The sequence below is a fragment of the Collimonas sp. NPDC087041 genome (assembly GCF_044745265.1).
In the GTDB taxonomy this organism is placed as follows: Bacteria; Pseudomonadota; Gammaproteobacteria; order Burkholderiales; family Burkholderiaceae_D; genus Collimonas.
The window spans coordinates 64,058-82,665 of sequence record NZ_JBIUZX010000013.1; the positions used below are offsets into that span (position 1 = coordinate 64,058).

Annotated in this window: 18 protein-coding genes; all 18 read right to left on the reverse strand. The window is 58.8% G+C overall.

What is annotated here, in order from left to right:
* Nucleotides 1-474: 474 nt before the first annotated feature.
* The 18 genes from ACIPF8_RS20685 to ACIPF8_RS20770 all read right to left on the reverse strand — a co-directional run bounded on the left by ACIPF8_RS20685 (nucleotide 475) and on the right by ACIPF8_RS20770 (nucleotide 18,602).
* Nucleotides 475-2,709, reverse strand: a complete 2,235-nt coding sequence (locus ACIPF8_RS20685; protein ID WP_400424695.1) for an NADP-dependent isocitrate dehydrogenase — start codon at nucleotides 2,707-2,709, stop codon at nucleotides 475-477.
* 462 nt (nucleotides 2,710-3,171) lie between these two features.
* Nucleotides 3,172-4,044, reverse strand: coding sequence for a pirin family protein (locus ACIPF8_RS20690; RefSeq protein ID WP_400424698.1), 873 nt, complete (start codon nucleotides 4,042-4,044; stop codon nucleotides 3,172-3,174).
* Between the two features lie 174 nt (nucleotides 4,045-4,218).
* A complete protein-coding gene (locus tag ACIPF8_RS20695) occupies nucleotides 4,219-4,821 on the reverse strand; it encodes a HupE/UreJ family protein (RefSeq protein WP_400424701.1) in 603 nt (200 codons plus the stop codon).
* A gap of 28 nt (nucleotides 4,822-4,849) precedes the next feature.
* The gene (ureG, locus tag ACIPF8_RS20700; protein WP_061537543.1) at nucleotides 4,850-5,479 is read right to left on the reverse strand and encodes an urease accessory protein UreG; all 630 of its coding nucleotides are present in this window, start codon (nucleotides 5,477-5,479) and stop codon (nucleotides 4,850-4,852) included.
* A 37-nt stretch (nucleotides 5,480-5,516) separates the two neighbouring features.
* Nucleotides 5,517-6,197 carry an urease accessory protein UreF gene (locus ACIPF8_RS20705; protein ID WP_400424704.1) on the reverse strand — a complete coding sequence of 227 codons (681 nt, stop codon included), beginning with the start codon at nucleotides 6,195-6,197 and terminating at the stop codon, nucleotides 5,517-5,519.
* Between the two features lie 16 nt (nucleotides 6,198-6,213).
* The gene (gene ureE, locus ACIPF8_RS20710; protein ID WP_400424707.1) at nucleotides 6,214-6,729 is read right to left on the reverse strand and encodes an urease accessory protein UreE; all 516 of its coding nucleotides are present in this window, start codon (nucleotides 6,727-6,729) and stop codon (nucleotides 6,214-6,216) included.
* A gap of 23 nt (nucleotides 6,730-6,752) precedes the next feature.
* Nucleotides 6,753-8,456 carry an urease subunit alpha gene (gene ureC / locus ACIPF8_RS20715; RefSeq protein ID WP_400424710.1) on the reverse strand — a complete coding sequence of 568 codons (1,704 nt, stop codon included), beginning with the start codon at nucleotides 8,454-8,456 and terminating at the stop codon, nucleotides 6,753-6,755.
* Nucleotides 8,453-8,797, reverse strand: coding sequence for an urease subunit beta (locus ACIPF8_RS20720; RefSeq protein WP_400424713.1), 345 nt, complete (start codon nucleotides 8,795-8,797; stop codon nucleotides 8,453-8,455). The genes ureC and ACIPF8_RS20720 overlap by 4 nt, the downstream gene beginning before the upstream one ends.
* A 20-nt stretch (nucleotides 8,798-8,817) precedes the next feature.
* Complete coding sequence (locus ACIPF8_RS20725; RefSeq protein ID WP_061532893.1) at nucleotides 8,818-9,120, reverse strand: urease subunit gamma; 303 nt, start codon at nucleotides 9,118-9,120, stop codon at nucleotides 8,818-8,820.
* A 75-nt stretch (nucleotides 9,121-9,195) separates the two neighbouring features.
* On the reverse strand, nucleotides 9,196-10,092 hold the full coding sequence (locus ACIPF8_RS20730; protein ID WP_400424717.1) for an urease accessory protein UreD: 897 nt from the start codon (nucleotides 10,090-10,092) through the stop codon (nucleotides 9,196-9,198).
* Nucleotides 10,093-10,098: 6 nt separating this feature from the next.
* Nucleotides 10,099-10,797 carry an urea ABC transporter ATP-binding subunit UrtE gene (urtE, locus tag ACIPF8_RS20735; protein ID WP_400424720.1) on the reverse strand — a complete coding sequence of 233 codons (699 nt, stop codon included), beginning with the start codon at nucleotides 10,795-10,797 and terminating at the stop codon, nucleotides 10,099-10,101.
* A gap of 6 nt (nucleotides 10,798-10,803) precedes the next feature.
* On the reverse strand, nucleotides 10,804-11,682 hold the full coding sequence (gene urtD, locus ACIPF8_RS20740) for an urea ABC transporter ATP-binding protein UrtD (protein WP_400424723.1): 879 nt from the start codon (nucleotides 11,680-11,682) through the stop codon (nucleotides 10,804-10,806).
* Nucleotides 11,679-12,818: an urea ABC transporter permease subunit UrtC gene (gene urtC / locus ACIPF8_RS20745; RefSeq protein WP_400424726.1), complete on the reverse strand. Its 1,140-nt coding sequence runs from the start codon at nucleotides 12,816-12,818 to the stop codon at nucleotides 11,679-11,681. The genes urtD and urtC overlap by 4 nt, the downstream gene beginning before the upstream one ends.
* Complete coding sequence (gene urtB, locus ACIPF8_RS20750; protein WP_400424729.1) at nucleotides 12,815-14,419, reverse strand: urea ABC transporter permease subunit UrtB; 1,605 nt, start codon at nucleotides 14,417-14,419, stop codon at nucleotides 12,815-12,817. The genes urtC and urtB overlap by 4 nt, the downstream gene beginning before the upstream one ends.
* Nucleotides 14,420-14,699: 280 nt before the next feature.
* Entirely contained in the window at nucleotides 14,700-15,032 is a 333-nt protein-coding gene (locus ACIPF8_RS20755; RefSeq protein WP_400424732.1) for a hypothetical protein, read from the reverse strand.
* Between the two features lie 55 nt (nucleotides 15,033-15,087).
* On the reverse strand, nucleotides 15,088-16,341 hold the full coding sequence (gene urtA / locus ACIPF8_RS20760) for an urea ABC transporter substrate-binding protein (RefSeq protein WP_400424735.1): 1,254 nt from the start codon (nucleotides 16,339-16,341) through the stop codon (nucleotides 15,088-15,090).
* 456 nt (nucleotides 16,342-16,797) lie between these two features.
* Nucleotides 16,798-17,880 (reverse strand): calcium:proton antiporter, encoded by a 1,083-nt coding sequence (locus tag ACIPF8_RS20765; RefSeq protein ID WP_400424738.1) that lies wholly within the window; start codon nucleotides 17,878-17,880, stop codon nucleotides 16,798-16,800.
* Nucleotides 17,881-17,987: 107 nt separating this feature from the next.
* Nucleotides 17,988-18,602, reverse strand: a complete 615-nt coding sequence (locus ACIPF8_RS20770) for a hypothetical protein (protein ID WP_400424741.1) — start codon at nucleotides 18,600-18,602, stop codon at nucleotides 17,988-17,990.
* Nucleotides 18,603-18,608 lie beyond the last annotated feature (6 nt).

Consider the following 18,608-nt stretch of genomic DNA (forward strand, 5'->3'; position numbering starts at 1 on the left):
GCAGCGTTTTCCTTTCGAGGAACCGATACAAGAGTAGATTCACCTTTCGCCGGGGCCACTTTCCAGATAGGACTGGGTTCCGGGAGTCTTCTCCTTTATCGGTGACACTGCGGACATCCGCAGCAATTTCGGGCGCAGCGTTTTCCTTTCGAGGAGCCGATACAAGAGTAGATTCACCTTTCGCCGGGGCCACTTTCCAGATAGGACTGGGTTCCGGGAGTCTTCTCCTTTATCGGTAAAAGATGCTTTTGTCAGCGGCATCTTTAACAGGTTGCAAAATTATTTGGCACCAATATTCAACGACCGGTTCGCTAATGCGAGCGGGTCGTTTTTTTATGCGCGTGAATTTCATCCGGCCACGTCGACGAATCAGCTTTCACAAATAAAAATGCCGTTCAGTCTGAACTGAACGGCATTGGGTCATGCAGGATTGTTTTCTGCGCGCGCTGCGCAGATCCATTTTTTACATTACGATCAAACGCGCGCGGCGCTCAATGCTGCGTTGAAGGTAGCGCTTGGGCACATGACAGCTTCGACCTTCTTCGGGTCTGGCAGGAAGTAGCCGCCGATATCCACTGCATGGCCTTGCACGTCCTTGAGTTCGGCGGCGATCTTTTGCTCGTTCTCGGTCAGGGTCTTGGCCAGCGGTGCGAAATGCGCCTGCAATTCCTTGTCTTCGGTTTGTGCCGCCAACGCCTGTGCCCAGTACAGGGCCAGGTAAAACTGGCTGCCGCGATTGTCCAGCTCGCCGGTGCGTGGCGATGGCGACTGGTTGTTGTCGAGCAGCTTGCCGGTGGCATCGTCCAGGGTTTTCGCCAGGATCTTGGCCTTGTTGTTGCCGGTCTTGATGCCCATGTCTTCCAGCGATACCGCCAACGCCAGGAACTCGCCTAGCGAATCCCAACGCAGGTGATTCTCTTCCACCAGTTGCTTGACATGCTTAGGCGCGGAGCCGCCGGCGCCGGTTTCAAACATGCCGCCGCCAGCCATCAGCGGAACGATCGACAACATCTTGGCGCTGGTGCCCAGTTCCATGATCGGGAACAGGTCGGTCAGGTAGTCGCGCAGGATGTTACCGGTGACCGAGATGGTGTCCTTGCCGCGGATCACGCGTTCCAGCGTGTAGCGCATGGCGCGTACTTGCGACATGATCTGGATATCCAGGCCGGTCAGGTCGTACTCTTTCAGGTAGGCGCGAACTTTCTTGATCAGTTCGGCTTCGTGCGGACGGTACTCGTCCAGCCAGAAAATCGCCGGCATGCCGGACAGGCGCGCGCGGTTGACCGCCAGCTTGACCCAGTCGCGGATCGGCTCGTCCTTGACCTGGCACATGCGCCAGATGTCGCCTTCTTCAACGTTCTGTTCCAGCAGCACGGTGCCGTCGAGCTTGACGATGCGCGCCACGCCATCGGCCGGCACTTCAAAAGTCTTGTCGTGCGAACCGTATTCTTCCGCCTTCTGCGCCATCAGGCCGACGTTCGGCACGGTGCCCATGGTGGTCGGATCGAAAGCGCCGTTGGTCTTGCAGAAATTGATCATTTCTTGATAGATGCGGGCGAAGGTGCTTTCCGGGATCACCGCTTTGGTATCCTTAGGACGGCCATCGGCGCCCCACATCTTGCCGCCGAGGCGGATCATCGCTGGCATCGAAGCGTCAACGATGACGTCGTTCGGTGCGTGCAGGTTGGAGATGCCCTTGGCCGAATCGACCATCGCCAGTTCCGGACGGTGTTCGTGGCAGGCGTGCAGATCCTTGATCACTTCATCGCGCTTCGATTCCGGCAGCGTGGCGATCTTTTCGTAGACGCTGGAGAGGCCGTTGTTGGCGTTCACGCCCAGTTCTTCGAACAGCTTGCCGTGCTTGGCGAAAGCGTCCTTGTAGAAAATCTTTACAGCATGGCCGAACACGATCGGGTGCGAGACCTTCATCATGGTCGCCTTGACGTGCAGCGACAGCATGACGCCAGTTTCGCGCGCATCTTCCATTTGCTCTTCGTAGAAGGCGCACAGGGCCTTCTTGCTCATGAACATGCTGTCGATGATTTCACCGGCCAGCAGCGATACTTTATTTTTTAGGACGACAGTTTCGCCGGCCTTGGTGACCAGTTCCATGCGGACGTCGCAGGCTTCAGCCAGTGTCAGGCATTTTTCGCTGGCGTAGAAGTCGCCGCCGTGCATGTGCGAAACGTGGGTGCGCGAAGCAGGGCTCCACTTGGACATCGAGTGCGGGTGCTTGCGCGCGTAGCGCTTCACTGCGGCTGGCGCGCGGCGGTCGGAATTGCCTTCGCGCAGGACCGGATTGACGGCGCTGCCGATGATCTTCGAGTAACGCTTCTGGATTGCCTTGTCTTCTTCCGACTTCGGATCTTCCGGGTAGTCAGGGATGTTGTAGCCGCCGGCCTGCAGTTCGCGGATTGCCGCGATCAACTGAGGTACCGAAGCGCTGATATTCGGCAGCTTGATGATGTTGGTTTCCGGGAGCTGGGTCAGGCGGCCCAGTTCAGCCAGGTTGTCCGGTACTTTTTGCTCTGGCTTCAAGCTGTCCGAGAACTCGGCAAGAATCCGCGCCGCCACCGAAATGTCGCTCTTGACGACGTCGATCCCTGCCGGTGCAGCGAAAGTCTTGATGATAGGCAGGAAAGAAGCGGTCGCCAGCAGCGGTGCTTCGTCGGTCAGGGTGTAGATGATGGTTGATTTACTTGCAGTCACTGTAACTCTCCTAGCGGTTAATGCGTTGGTTGTTGCCGCCACATGATATTGGTGTTTGCTTTCACCAAGCTTAAGGGCGTGTTAATTCTGTTTTAAATCCCGGCTTCAAATCGCAGTTTGCAGATTGCTAATATTTGAGGGCAATGCGTGCCTGGATGAAGTCCACATTCATCCCGAAGGATGAAATTTCATCTCAAAGTATGAAGTTTATTCGTAGTTGGGTTTTCGCGCCAAAAAATGTTAGCGAATAACATGGATTGGCGGTTTTAACGTGGCTGTTGCACCGAAGTGGGGCATGACGGCGGCTCACGGCTTGCCATGGGCTGCCTTCGGGATAGTTTTTTGCGGTTTTCGGGATGCCTGCTGGAAATCGTGATCATGAATAAAAAATGCCCACAATTCTTGCGGGCATTTTTGGGCGGCTGGTTACGGATTATTCAGCATTAGTAGCGGTGCATGTTTTTATGCTTCCGGCAGCGGTATCCGTTCATCATCGCCGGGTACCGGATCGAAGCGCTCTTCACGCCAGTCGGCTTTTGCTGCTTCGATCAGGGCGGGGTCGCTGGCCACGAAATTCCACCAGATGGTGCGCGGTCCATCAATCGGGGCGCCGCCCAAGAGCATGACTTGCGATGCTTCGCTGGCTGCGATCTGCACTGCGACACCTGCCTCCAAGACTGCCAGCACGCCCATTTCCAGAACTTCTCCATCGATCGTGACGCTGCCGCTGGCGACATACACTGCTTGCTGTGGATATTCGGCTGCCAGCGTGAATTGTGCGCCGGCATGCATTTCCGCGGCAACGTACAGGGTTGGCGAGTGCACCTTGACCGGTGCTTCCTGGCCAAAGGCGCGTCCGGCGATGATCCGCAGTTGATAACCGTCGCCGCGTATCAATGGCAGCGTAGACGCGGCATGATGGGCGAACGATGGTTCGCATTTTTCATCGGCCAGCGGCAATGCCACCCAGGTCTGGATGCCATGCAGGCGCCAGCCACTGGCGCGTTTATCTGCGGGTGTGCGCTCGGCATGGGCGATACCGCGTCCGGCGGTCATCCAGTTGACATCGCCGGGGATGATTTCCTGGTCGTTGCCGAGGCTGTCATGATGGCGGATAGCGCCTTCGAACAGGTAGGTGACGGTTGCCAGCCCAATATGCGGATGCGGACGGACGTCGATGCCGGCGCCGCTGGGGAAGTCCACCGGACCCATGTGATCGAAAAAAAGGAAGGGGCCGACACTTTGGTGACGGCCGGCCGGCAGCACACGGCGTACTACCAGTTCGCCGAGATCGCGGGCGCGGCCTGGAATCCGATATGCAATTGATGTGGTCATGTCATGTCCTGTCTGAAAGCGCAAGCCGGGGTCGATGACGTTATCATATTTTTCACGGCTTGGCTGAGGATAAAAAAAGGCCGTTGATTTTGCAATCCTGCTGCAAAATCAACGGCCTTCTTGCATGCAATGGCTATCGCAATCCGCGCTAGCCATTGCGCTGCAACTGAATTTCTACAATGCGCCCGACAGCAGATAACCGCCGACTGCAGCGATAGCAATACCGCCGACGCGCACCGCTTGCGCAGCCATTTTCTGGCCGGCGATCAGACCGATGCTCAAGCCCAGCAAATGCAACAGCGCGGTGGCCGCAACAAAGCCGGCGCCATACCAGAGAGCCGACGCGCCGTGCGGCAATTCGCTGCCATGTGCATAGCCGTGGAACAGTGCAAATACCGATACCACCGTGGCGCTGGCCCAAACTGGCATGCGGATGGCAAAGGCGATCAACAGGCCGAGTACCGCTACCGACGCGGCAATTCCGGTTTCAACGCCGGGCGCCGCCACGCCGGCGAACGCCAGCAGCGCCCCGGCCACCATCATCAACGGAAACGCCAGCGGCAATACCCAGAGTGCAGGACGCTTGTTTTGCGCAGCCCACAAACCGACCGCCAGCATCGCCAGCAAGTGATCGATGCCGGAGAACGGATGGGCGAAACCATCGTTGAAGCCGAAAGCGTCCGGATGACCGGGATGGGCGAAGGCGGAACTGATGCCGAGTACGGCAAGCGCCAGCGCACTGGCGCGGCCGCAGGTTTTGGCGGAAGGAAGGGACATGGCAGGGCTCCTTGATAGAGATGTGAAATTATTTTGGTTGATCCAGCAAGCCTTGCTTGCGGATGAAATCGATGACCTGTTCTACGCCATCACCGCTGCGCAGATTGGTAAAGATGAACGGGCGGTCGCCGCGCATTTTTTTTGCGTCATGCGCCATCACGTCAAGATTGGCGCCGACATACGGCGCGAGGTCGGTCTTGTTGATGATCAGCAGGTCGGAGCGGGTGATGCCGGGGCCGCCCTTGCGCGGGATTTTTTCGCCGCCGGCAACGTCGATCACATAGATGGTCAGGTCCGACAGTTCCGGGCTGAAGGTGGCGGCCAGGTTATCGCCGCCCGATTCCAGCAGGATCAGGTCGAGATTGGGAAAGTCCGCGCTCATGCGCGAGATGGCCTCCAGATTGATCGATGCATCCTCGCGGATCGCGGTGTGCGGGCAGCCGCCGGTTTCCACACCCATCAGACGTTCGGCCGGCAGCGCATCGGCGCGCAGCAGGATCTCCATGTCTTCCTTGGTGTAGATGTCGTTGGTGATGACTGCCATGTCGTATTTGTCGCGCATGCCTTTGCATAGCATTTCGCACAGGGCGGTCTTGCCGGAGCCTACCGGGCCACCGATGCCGACGCGCAGCGGGTTGGATGTCGAGGAAGTGTTCATCATTGGATTCGCTTAAAAAATATTGGGGATGATGGATTCAGGAACGGTATAGCCGACTGTATTGTTCTTCATGTTGCATCGACAGCAGCGACAGGCCGGGCGCCCAGTTGCACAGTTCGCGATCGGCCAGGGCTTGCGCGCGGTCGGCAGCCAGTTGCAGTTCGGGTTGCAGGGACAGCAGCAGGCGTTGGCCGGCAACCTGGCCGAGCGGAATCGATTTGACGCACACCAGCACCTGGTTTTCCGCCCAGGAAAACAGCATGCCCAGCAGTGCGGCCTGGTGCGGCACCTGCAGCGCCACTGCGGCGTAGGCGAATGCGGTAGGCAGCGGCAGTTCCGGCTGCGCCTGCAGGATCGCCAGCAGTTCAGCATCGCCAATCTGCAATTCGATTGCCAGCTTGCCCAGCGAGTAGCCCATCTGGATGGTTTCGGCGCGGAACTCGGCGCTGTCGCGGGCGGCGATGAAACGTTCCGTCCACAGCTGCACTGTAGCGCCGTCGCGGCGCTCGAAGGCTTGCAGCAAACGCCACAGGATCGGCGCTTCGAATACCGCCACCACTTGCTGCAGGTGATCGCAGATCCAGCCGCGCGCCGACTCGTGATTACTGACCCAGCCTTTGTCAATCGCTGTCTCCAGCCCCTGCGAATAGCTGTAGGCGCCGATCGGCAACGATGGACTCGCCAGTTGCAGCAAATGGAGCAGCGCGGGTGCGTGCATGATGTCCGTCAACTTATCAGCTTGGGTTCTGGTCGCCGGGGCGGTGGATTTTCTGGCGCAACGGCACCGGCGCCAGCAAGCCATCGTGATGATGGTGGCCGCCGCCATACGCGCCGGACTCAGGCTCGAACGCGGCCAATTCTTCCGTCACCGTCGCCTGCAGGCCTTCCAGCATTTCCTTCAGCACCAGATCCTTGCGGATGCGCAGGAAGCCGTCGCCGACATGCGCTTGCGTGTGGCGGTTGCCGAGATGGAAGGCGCAACGCAGCAGCGCTTGCGGATTGGCGCATTCGACTCGGTAAGTCACTTCGGCAGCAGCCAGGATGCGGATCACGCGTTCGACGCCGTCCTCATCGGATCCTTTCAGCAAATCGCCGTGGCGCAACACCGTACCGCGCACGGTGAAGACGCCGACTTCTTCGCCGTTCGCCAGTTTGGCGCGCAGGCGGCTTTTTTCGCGCAGGTCGTAGGGCAGGCGCAGTTCGCCGTCGATCCTGTCGGCGTGTTCTATCTTGGTATTGAGAGTTAACATCGTGATTCGGTTTCTTCAGTTGTTCAGAACAGGAAATAACGTTGTGCCAGCGGCAGGATGCTGGCCGGTTCGCAGACAAGCAGATCGCCGTCGGCGCGCACTTCATAGGTTTCGGGGTTGACTTCCATGTGCGGCGTGGCGCCGTTGTGGATCATGTGATGCTTGCGCAGATGACGCACATCCTTGATCGGCACAACGGGCTTGTTCAGCTTCAGGCGTTCGCCGATGCCGTCGTCGTAGGCCGCTTGCGAAACAAAGGTCAGCGAGGTCTTGAGGCCGCCGCCGTAAGCGCCGAACATCATGCGGTAATGTACCGGCTGTGGTGTTGGGATCGACGCATTCGGATCGCCCATCTGCGCCGCCGCGATCATGCCGCTCTTCAGGATGGTCGATGGCTTGACGCCGAAGAAAGCCGGTTTCCACAGCACCAGGTCGGCGATCTTGCCGACCTCGATTGAGCCAACCACATGCGAGATGCCATGCGTGATGGCTGGATTGATGGTGTACTTGGCGATGTAGCGCTTGACCCGGAAATTATCGGCCTTGCTGCCTGCATCTTCAGGCAGCGTGCCGCGCTGGGCCTTCATTTTGTGTGCGGTTTGCCAGGTACGGATGATGACCTCGCCGACCCGGCCCATCGCCTGCGAATCCGACGACATCATGCTGATCGCGCCGATGTCGTGCAGGATGTCTTCGGCGGCAATCGTCTCGCGCCGTATGCGCGATTCGGCGAACGCTACGTCTTCGGCAATCGCGGCGTCGAGGTGATGGCAGACCATCAGCATGTCGAGATGTTCGTCGAGCGTGTTGACAGTGAACGGCCGGGTCGGATTGGTGGAAGAGGGCAGCACATTGCCGTGGCCAACCGCGGCGATGATGTCCGGCGCATGGCCGCCACCCGCGCCTTCGGTATGGAAGGTGTGGATGGTGCGGTCCTTGAATGCGGCCAGCGTATGTTCCAGGAAGCCGCCTTCGTTGAGGGTGTCGCTGTGGATCGCTACCTGCACGTCCATGCGGTCGGCCACTGACAGGCAATTGTCGATGGCGGCCGGCGTCGAGCCCCAGTCTTCATGCAGTTTGAGACCAATAGCGCCGGCGCGAATTTGCTCTTCCAATGGTCCCGGCAGGCTGATGTTACCCTTACCGAGGAAGCCCAGGTTCATCGGGAAGGCATCGGCTGCCGACAACATCGCATGCAAGTGCCACGGACCGGGCGTGCAGGTAGTGGCGGCGGTGCCTGCTGCCGGGCCAGTGCCGCCGCCGAGCATGGTCGTGACGCCGCTCATCAGGGCTTCTTCGATTTGTTGCGGGCAGATGAAATGGATGTGCGAGTCGATGCCGCCGGCGGTGACGATCTTGCCTTCGCCGGCGATGATTTCGGTCGCGCCGCCGATCACCATGGTGACGTCAGGCTGGATGTCGGGATTGCCGGCTTTGCCGATGGCGGCGATCTTGCCGCCCTTGATACCGATGTCGGCCTTGACGATGCCCCAGTGGTCGATGATTACCGCGTTGGTGATGACTGTGTCCATCACGTCTTTGTGCATGCGTTGCGACTGGCCCATACCGTCGCGGATCACCTTGCCGCCGCCGAATTTCACTTCTTCGCCGTAGGTTGCGTAATCTTTTTCTATCTCGATGAAGAGGCCGGTGTCAGCCAGGCGGATGCGGTCGCCGGTGGTGGGGCCGTACATTTCGGAATAGGCTTGGCGCGATATGCGGCTCATTGTTTGATCCCGTCGAGATTGTCTGAAGCGTGTGGCTGCAATGGACCCATTACCTTGCCGCTGAATCCATACACCACGCGATCGCCGGCCAGTTCCACCAGTTCGACCGTGCGTTTCTGGCCCGGTTCGAAGCGCACCGCGGTGCCGGCTGCGATGTTGAGCCGCATGCCATAGGCATCCTGGCGTTCAAACAGCAGTGCCGGATTGACTTCGTAAAAATGAAAGTGCGAGCCGATCTGGATCGGCCGGTCACCGCTGTTGGCGACAGTGACGGTGCTGCATCGGCGGCCGACATTGAGTTCGATATCGCCGGGCTGGATCAGCATTTCTCCTGGGATCATGAAGTTCTCCGGTTTTTCAACTATGGGATCGGGTGATGCACGGTGACCAGCTTGCTGCCGTCCGGGAAGGTGGCTTCGACCTGGATGTCGGGAATCATTTCGGCGATGCCGTCCATGACGTCGGCGCGGGTCAGGATCTGGCTGCCGTAAGACATCAGTTCGGCGACGCTCTTGCCGTCGCGCGCACCCTCCATGATGGCGGCGCTGATCAAGGCGATGGCCTCGGGATAATTGAGCTTCAGGCCGCGCGCCAGCCGCCGCTCCGCCAGCAGAGCAGCGGTGAATATCAGCAGCTTGTCCTTCTCTCTCGGTGTCAGGTCCATGTGTTTTTTCCAATTTTTACAATGCTCGGATAGTGAAGTGTTTTAGCCTATTACGTAGCCGTGCAACATCGAATATCAAGTGTTCCAGATACGCGGTATATGTGCCTCGCGCTCCAATAATTCGGGTCGAATCCGCTGCCACGCCTGCATCATCCATTGCCGCGCCAGTTCGCTGGAATGTCCCAGGTAGCGCAGCACCAGCAGCGATTTGATCTGGCTGGCGCCAACGCTGGCCTGGCCCGCCGATAGCTGGCTGGCGGCGTCGCGCAGCTGTTGCACGAAGGCCGCCGGGAAAGCCTTGCCGGCCACGATCAGCGTGGCGCAGACCGTGCAATCCGCCAATCCCAATCGGCTGCGCATGGCGGCCGATCCACCGCCCAACGCGCCTTGTTCAAACCACAACAGCTTGCCATCGCGGCGGATGGTGGTGTGCTGCGCGATGCGGCCGCTGTCGAACGATTCGCCCGAAGCGGTGCGGCCGAAGCACAGGATTTCGCCGCCGATATAACGTGCGTCGCCCTGCAGTTCAACTTGATGGTCAAGTTCGACATCGGCCTGGTCGAAGAAAATGGTTTCCTGCGGCAGCCATTCCAAGGTTGCCTTATCGGCAATCTGCAGGCGCACCTGCTGCTGCGAGATCTTGCCGTTGCCTTGATACCACTTGGCGGCGCCGGGCGTGGTCAGGAAAGCGTGACCGTGTTCGCCGACCTCGGCCTTGATCGTCAATTGGTCGCCGCCGACCACGCCGCCGGGCGGATGGACGATGATGGCGTGGCAGACCGATGGATGTTCTGGATAGAGCGCCTTCTGCACCCGCAGCGGGCCGTAATGGGCACGTTCGAGCAGGCGTGTAGTGCCGCGGTCGTCGGCAAAGCGCAACGACAGCCAGGCCTGGTTGGCGCTGTTCTGGACCTTCGTCGCAAATGCCGGATCGTCTGCAGGCAGCAGCAGGGATGGGGTGAGGTTGTCCATGCGGCACTATACCGCCAAGTGTCGTTTCACGCTCTCATCATCCATGCCCTCATGGCTGCCGGAGGCCACCACTTCGCCGCGCGATAGCACCACGAAATTGTCCGCCAGTTCGCGTGCGAAATCGAAGTACTGCTCGCACAGCAGGATGCCGATGTCGCCGCGCTGGCGCAGCAGGCGGATCACGCGGCCGATATCCTTGATGATCGATGGCTGGATGCCTTCAGTCGGTTCGTCCAGGATGATCAATTTCGGTTCCGCCAGCAAGGCGCGGGCAATCGCCAGTTGCTGCTGCTGGCCGCCGGACAAGTCGCCGCCGCGCCGCTGCAGCATCTCTTTGAGGACCGGAAACAGTTCATAGACTTCATCCTTGATCAGCAATGCCTTTTTGCCGGACTTGGTGGCCATTCCCATCAGCAGGTTTTCTTCGACCGACAGGCGAGCGAAGATTTCCCGCCCTTGCGGCACGTAGGCAATCCCGAGCGCGGCACGCTGGTGTGGCTTCAAGTTGGTGATGTCGCGTCCTTCCAGCGTGATCCTGCCGGCGGCGCTGGGCAGTACGCCCATCAGGCATTTCAGCAAAGTGGTTTTGCCGACGCCGTTGCGTCCCAGCAGCGCCAGGCATTTTCCTTTTTCGAGGGACAGCGAAACACCGCGCAGCGTGTGCGAGGAGCCGTAGTACTGATTCAGTTTGTCAACGTTCAACATAATTAGTTAGCGCCCAAGATAAACTTCAATCACGCGCTCATCGGCCTGAACTTCCGACATTTTCCCTGCGGCCAGCACCGAGCCTTCATGCAGGACCGTTACCTTGCCTTGCTGGGCGATTTCGGCGACGAAGCCCATGTCGTGCTCGACCACCATGATCGAATGCTTGCCGCGCAATTCGTTGAGCAATTCGGCGGTGCGGGCGGTTTCCGCGTCGGACATGCCGGCCACCGGCTCATCCAGCAATAGCAGCTGTGGCTCCTGCATCAGCAACATGCCGATTTCCAGCCATTGCTTCTGGCCGTGCGAGAGCAGGCCGGCCAGGCGTCGCTCGTTGCCGTTCAGGCGTATCAATCTCAGGCAGGCGTCGATCTTGTCGACCTGCTCTGTCGTCAGGCGCGAAAACAAGGTGCTCTTGACACGCTTGTCCATCTTCATCGCCAGCTCAAGATTTTCGAACACGGTGTGTTGTTCGAATACCGTCGGCCGCTGGAATTTGCGGCCGATGCCGGCGTGGGCGATGTCGTATTCGGTCAGCTTGGTAAGGTCGATGCTCTGGCCGAAAAAGGCGGTGCCGGCGGTCGGCCGGGTCTTGCCGGTGATGACATCCATCATGGTGGTCTTGCCGGCGCCATTGGGGCCGATGATGCAGCGCAGTTCACCAACCGAAATGTCGAGGTTCAGGTTGTTGAGCGCCTTGAAACCATCGAACGAGACCGTGATGTTTTCCAGGTAGAGGATCGCGCCGTGCGTGGTGTCGACGCCTTCCGGCTTGATCCGCGCATACGAGGTGCCGTAGTCGGCATGGCGGGTGTTGTCGACGTTTTCAGACGGTTGCGCCGGATCATAAATGGGACTGATGCGCGGATTGATGGGGTGGTTCATGCATCCTCCTTGCTGGCTTCCGGCTTGCTCTTCAAATGATTCTTCAGTTTCTCGGCCAGGCCCAGGATGCCTTGCGGCATGAATAGCGTCACCAGGATGAAAATCAGGCCCAGCGCATACAGCCACAGATCAGGGAAGGCGCCGGTGAACCAGCTCTTCAACCCATTTACCGAGAAGGCGCCAATGATTGGGCCGAGCAACGAACCGCGGCCGCCGACTGCTGCCCAGATCACCATCTCGATCGAATTCGCCGGCGACATTTCGGAGGGATTGATGATGCCTACCTGCGGCACATACAAGGCGCCGGCGATGCCGCACAACACTGCCGACAAGGTCCAGACAAACAGCTTGAACCAGAGCGGGTTGTAGCCGATGAACATCAGCCGTGATTCGGAATCACGCACTGCCTGCAGCACCCGGCCCAGCTTGGAAGTGACAATCCAGCGGCACAGCAGCAGGGCGCCTAGCAGGAACGCCAGCGTGATCAGATAGAGCACGGCCTTGGTCGACGGCGCGGTGATCGAATAACCGAGGATGCGTTTGAAATCAGTGAAGCCGTTGTTGCCGCCGAAACCGGTATTGTTGCGGAAGAACAGCAGCATGAAGGCGAAGGTCATCGCTTGTGTGATGATGGAAAAGTACACGCCCTTGATGCGCGAGCGGAACGCGAAGTAACCGAACACGAAGGCCAATACGCCCGGCACCAACACCACCAGCGCCATGCAATACCAGAAGTTGTCGGTCATCGACCAGAACCAGGGATAGGTTTTCCAGTCGAGGAAAACCATGAAGTCCGGCAGGTTGCTCTGGTACACGCCGTCGCGGCCGATGGCGCGCATCAGGTACATGCCATGGGCGTAGCCGCCCAACGCGAAGAACACGCCATGGCCGAGCGACAGAATGCCGGTATAACCCCACACCAGGTCGAGCGCCAATGCAGCCATCGCGTAGCACATGAACTTGCCGATCAGCGCTACGGTGTAGCTGGAGATGTGCAATACATGGCCGGCCGGGAACCATAAATTCAGTAGCGGCAGCAGCGCCAGGATCATGCTGCCGATCAGGATGCCTGTCCATGCCTGGCGCGAGAACAGCGGTGTTTTCATGGCAGAGATTTGTGCGGATGCGGTGTTCATTCGACGCTCCTGCCTTTCAGCGCGAACAGGCCTTGCGGACGCTTTTGAATGAAGATGATGATGAACACCAGGATCGCAATCTTGGCCAGTACCGCACCGGCCACCGGTTCCAGGAATTTGTTGACCTCGCCCAGGCCGAAGGCGGCAATCACGGTGCCGGCCAGTTGGCCGACGCCGCCCAGTACCACCACCATGAACGAATCGACGATGTAGCCCTGGCCGAGATCCGGCCCGACATTGCCGAGTTGCGACAGCGCCACGCCGCCGAGGCCGGCGATGCCGCAACCGAGACCGAAAGTCATCATGTCGATCTTGCCGGTGGAGACGCCGACACATGACGCCATGCGGCGGTTCTGCATGACGGCGCGCACGAAAAGCCCGAGCCGCGTCTTATTCAGGATCAGCCATACCGCCAGCACCACGAACAGCGCGAAGAAGATGATGACAATGCGGTTATACGACAGCACCAGCGAGCCGAGTACGGTGACGCCGCCCGACATCCAGCTGGGATTGGCGACTTCAACGTTTTGCGCGCCGAATATCGATCGCACCATCTGCATCAGCATCAGGCTGATGCCCCAGGTGCAGAGCAGGGTTTCCAGCGGCCTGCCATACAACCAGCGCAGCACCAGGCGTTCCAGCACGACGCCGACCGCGGCGGTGACGATGAAGGCAGCGGGTAAGGCCACCAGCAGGTAACCGTCCAGCGCGCCGGGAAAATACTGGCGGAACACCGACTGGCAGACGTAGGTGGTGTAGGCGCCGATCATCAGCAGTTCGCCGTGCGCCATGTTGATGATGCCCATCAAGCCGAAGGTGATCGCCAACCCGAGTGCGGCTAGCAGCAGCACGCTGCCGAGCGAAATGCCATAGAACACCTTGCCGATGAAATCGACGGTGGCCAGGTGGCGGTCCAGCACACCGAGCGTACGCACCGCTTCAATGCGCACGGCTTCGTCGGGTTCGGCGTAGCTGCCGTCGGGATTTTTGCTGAGCAGGTTTTCCAGGGCAGGGCGGATATTGGCGTTGGTGCTGGTGGCCAGGGTTTGCACCGCGGCCTTGCGCGTGGCGGCATCGCTGGCGTGCAGGTTGGCGGTGGCGATCACTTGCTGCAGCATGGCTTGGATATCGGGATCGCTTTCCTTGTGGAGTGCTTTGCTGATCAGCGGGATCTGGGCTGGGTCGGCATTTTTCATCAAGTCGGTGGCTGCGGCCATGCGCAGTTTGCGATTGCTTGAGAATAGCTTGAGGCCGGAGAGGGCACCTTCGACTACGCCGCGCAGGCGGTTGTTGACGCTGATGCCTTCGGCGTCTTCTGGCGTCGGCAGGGTTTGGTCGGTGGCGGGATTGAAGGCTTGGGTATCGTCGACGATCAGTACCGTGCCGTCGGGCCGGGCGTAGAGGGCGTCGGTGTTGAGGGCGTTGAGTATCTTGAGGGCGTCGTCGTTGGCGAGGGCGGCGATCTGGTTGACGGCGGCGATGCGGGCGTCGGGGTCGTCGCCGGCCAGCGGCTTAAGCAGGGCGGGGTCGATGGCGGCTTGTGCCAGCAGGGGTTGCAGGCACAAACTTGCGATAAGAATGATTTTTCTTAGGGTTTTCATTAGTTTGTTTTTGCCAGCGGGTTGTGCTTTTTTACTGTCTCGGAATCACACTCAAAAGCAATTAAACGGGGGCTAGAATTAAATGGGGTCAGAGTCAAATTAATTGCACGTAGTTAAATGGGGTCGGAGTTTTTTTTCGGCGGGGTCTTGCCGAAAATTACTCTGACCCCTTTTAACGGGCCACGGAGTGAGTGCGGTGGTGCATCTACAACTGGCGCTCATCGTTACTTAATACTGTCACTACTCCGTGGGTGCTTGCCGGGGGCGGCCCGGCAGCCGCTCACTTTCTTTGCTTCGCCAAAGAAAGTAAGCAAAGAAAGGCGATCGCACAGCCGTTGCCCGCCGTTGGCGGGTTCCCAAATGAGCCGCGCGCCAGTCGGATGGGACACAAACTCGCTTCGCTCAAACATGTGTCCCATAATTCCCGACTGTCGCACGGCGGGGACCATAGGGAAGGCAACGTCAGCATGCGAAAAGTCAAAGGCAACTGCAACTGCAACTGCAACGTCAAAAGCAACTGCAACTGCAACTGCAACTGCAACGTCAAAAGCAACTGCAACTGCAACTGCAACTGCAACTGCAACTGCAACTGCAACTGCAACTGCAACTGCAACTGCAACTGCAACCGCAACTACAACGTCAAAAACAAACCCCGCTGGGGGCCTCTATTAGAGTTTTTGCTTGCCTTCATTCCCCGGAATGTAAGGGCTCCAAGGTTGGGCGCGGATTGTGGTTTTGGTTTTGCTGACTACGTTGAATTGGCCGTCGGCTTTGATTTCGCCGATCATCACTGGTTTGTGCAGGTGATGGTTGGTGGCGTCCATTTCCAGTACATAGCCGGATGGGGCGTTGAATTTCTGGCCGGCCATGGCGGCGATGACTTTGTCGGTGTCGGTGGACTTGGCTTTTTCTACTGCCTGTTTCCACATGTAGATGCCGACGTAGGTCGCTTCCATTGGATCGTTGGTGACTACCGTGCTGGCGTTCGGCAGGTTCTTGGCAAGCGCGTAGGCTTTCCATTTCTTGATGAAGGCGGCGTTGACCGGGTTCTTCACCGATTCGAAGTAATTCCACGCTGCCAGGTGGCCAACCAAAGGCTTGGTGTCGACGCCGCGCAGTTCTTCTTCACCTACCGAAAATGCGACGACTGGAACGTCGGTCGCTTTCAGGCCGGCATTGCCGAGTTCTTTGTAGAACGGCACGTTGGAATCGCCGTTGATGGTGGAGATCACAGCGGTCTTGCCGCCGGCGGAGAATTTCTTGATGTTGGCAACGATGGTCTGGTAATCGGAATGGCCGAACGGTGTGTAGACTTCATCGATGTCGCTGTCCTTGACGCCCTTGCTATGCAGGAAGGCGCGCAGGATCTTATTGGTGGTACGTGGGTAGACGTAGTCGGTGCCGAGCAGTACGAAACGCTTGGCGCCGCCGCCTTCCTTCGACATCAGGTATTCAGTGGCCGGGATCGCCTGCTGGTTTGGCGCCGCGCCGGTGTAGAACACGTTTTTCTCGAGTTCTTCGCCTTCGTATTGGACCGGATAGAACAATAGACTGTTGAGTTCCTTGAACACTGGTAACACGGATTTACGCGATACCGAGGTCCAGCAGCCGAACACTACCGATACCTTGTCCTGCGAGATCAATTGACGCGCCTTTTCGGCAAACAGCGGCCAGTTGGAAGCTGGGTCGACCACGACCGGTTCCAGTTGTTTACCCAATACACCGCCATGTGCGTTGATTTCCTCGATAGCCATCAAGGCTACATCCTTGAGCGAGGTTTCGGAGATAGCCATGGTGCCGGACAACGAGTGCAGGACGCCTACCTTGATGGTGTCCGCAGCAAATGCGGAGGGCAGCCAGGAACCCGAGGCAAGTGCGAAAGCGCCGAGCGCGGTAGCTTTTAAAACGGTGCGACGTGACATGATTTTCTCTCCCTGTAAATGAACTCTAGAAATAGAACTAAAAACGGACCAAGAAAGCAGCGCGCCCAACAGCAGGCAAGAACAGGAATGCGTTGACTACCTATTTCCTATAGCAGAATGCATGCCAATCAGATGGCAAGGCGCGACGCCACGTTTTCAGTGCTGGAGCTTGAGATTTGGGCAATGTTGGCGCAACGGCGGTTGTCAGCGCCCATATTTGGTGAGATGGCCTGTTACTGATGTATTGACGCACCGGCGTGGTGCCGAAAGACGGCGCGGCACCCCGTTGGGGCGTCAGGAAGCCTGAATAGTGCAAAAAGTTGGGTGTCTGGCGCGCAGATCGGCAAGCGTGACCTGTTTCAGGACATGAGTGGAGTGCTTGGATGGGAAAGGCGGGTTACTGCGGCGGGGCCAGGTGGTTGAACCAGTTCCGCCGCAGTAATGTGGTGCGATCCCTTAAGGGACGATGGTAGTAAACAGATAGACGGCAAAAATGACCAAATGCACTGTGCCTTGCATGACCGTGGTACGTCCGGTGCCGAGCGAGAAGGTGGCGACGATAAAGGACAACAGCAGCAGCACGGTGGATTTGATATCCAGGCCGAGAGTCAGGGTCCAGCCGGTGGCGAGCGAGACGATGGCCACTGCCGGGATGGTCAGGCCGATGCTGGCCAGCGCCGATCCGAGCGCCAGGTTGAGGCTGGTCTGCAAGCGGTTGGCGCGTGCCGCCCGTACTGCGGCCAGCCCCTCCGGCAGCAGCACCACGGCGGCGATGATGATGCCGACCAGCGATTTCGGCGCGCCGACGCTGGCGACGGCGGTTTCCAGCGTTGGCGCCAGTGACTTCGCCAGCAGAACCACGGCGCCCAGGCAAATCAGCAGCAAGGCAGCGCTGATTGCAGCTACTTTCCCTGAAGGCGGAGCCGCATGCACGTCTTCATTATTGACAGCTTCTTCCGGCAGAAAGTAATCGCGGTGCCGCACCGTCTGCACCAGCACGAAGGTGCCGTAGAGAATCAAGGAAATAACGGCAATAAACGCCAGCTGGCTAGGCGTGTAGAACGGCCCCACCGCGCTTGAGGTGTAGTTAGGCAGCACCAGCGTCAGTACCGCAATTGCCGCCAGTGTGGCGAGGGAGGCGCTGACCCCCAACAAGCCGAAGCTTTGTTCTTTATGGTGGCTGGCGCCAACCAGCAGGCAGATGCCGACGATGCCGTTGAGGATGATCATGATGGCGGCAAAAACGGTATCGCGCGCCAATCCGGTGGTTTCTTCACCGCCGGTCAACATCAGCGACACGATCAGCGCCACTTCGATCAGCGTCACTGCCAGCGCCAGCACCAGGGTGCCGTAGGGTTCGCCAACGCGATGGGCTACCACTTCGGCATGGTACACGGCAGCCAGGACGCTGCCGAGCAGGCCGATAACCAGAAGTATTGTGTAGGCGCTTCCTAGGTTAAAGGTGGCGCCGCCAAGAAACAGCCAACCGGCAATCGGGGCTGCAATGGACCAGATGGGGAGAGAGGTTGAAATTTTCATACGCCGATTTGACACGTACCGGGCGTTTTTTGCAAGCGTTGATTAATTGCTATGGATTCGCAGGAACTGCTGGCCGGACCATGTCGCGGCCACGGCGGCTTTGATGATCAGGCGCAGACGGCAGCAGCGCAGCCGGCATAAATGGAATGGTACAGGGCGCCGACAGACGCATCGTCGACCCTGCTCGCCGACAATTGAAGGAATCGGACATTTCCTAGCTGCTCCGAGAATGTGGAGAGCAATCCCTGCCCAGCCGCGCTTTGCATATCGTCGACCAGTAGCAGCGCCGGCAAATCCGGATTCCAGGTTCTGGCGGCGTGGATGGTGGAGAGCAGTTGCCGATCGGTGTGCCATTGGCTGGTCTGGATGGCAAATACGGCCAGTTGCGCCGTCGCCAGTACATAGAGTGAACTGGCGTCTTCCAGTTTCGGCATATCGACGACGATGTCGTGATACTGGATTTTGGCCAACGCCAGTTCAGCTGCAATATCCTCTGCGGCGACTTCGCGTAATTCCGCCCCGGTTTTGATTGCTGTCGCCAGCCAACTGTCGTTGGCGGCCATGTCTGGCTGTTGGCCGTTCCGTGGCGTCGCCGTTTTCTTGTAGATAAACAGTACATTGCGGCCGGCCCGTGCCCGCCGGCGGGCGATCGATGCCGCCATTGAATTGAGCGGATCGGACGAGGTAACGGCAGATGTCGGGGATGAGATGGTCAGGATCATGATGCT